Genomic DNA, 236 nt, shown 5'->3' with positions numbered 1-236 from the left:
GATTCTTCGCCGGCGGCGGGGGATCGGTGCGCGGTTATACCTATCGGGAGATTTCGCCCTATAACAGCGACGACGAAGCGACCGGCGGACGATCTTATACGCTGGCCTCTTTCGAAGTGCGGGTAAAAATGTCAGAAAACATAGGCATTGTACCTTTTATTGATGTCGGTACGGTATCGACCGGTATCATGCCTGATTTTTCGGATATACGCGCTGGCGCGGGGATCGGCGTACGA

At 54.2% G+C, this 236-nt stretch carries 1 protein-coding gene; it reads left to right on the top strand.

The features are described 5' to 3' along the window. Positions 1–236: BamA/TamA family outer membrane protein (locus KVT37_RS32930; RefSeq protein WP_217579098.1), on the top strand; the 236-nt coding region annotated here is incomplete at both ends.

The organism is Mesorhizobium sp. GbtcB19 (assembly GCF_019091085.1).
Classification (GTDB): Bacteria; Pseudomonadota; Alphaproteobacteria; order Rhizobiales; family Rhizobiaceae; genus Mesorhizobium.
This window is presented reverse-complemented; position numbering and strand designations above follow the sequence as displayed.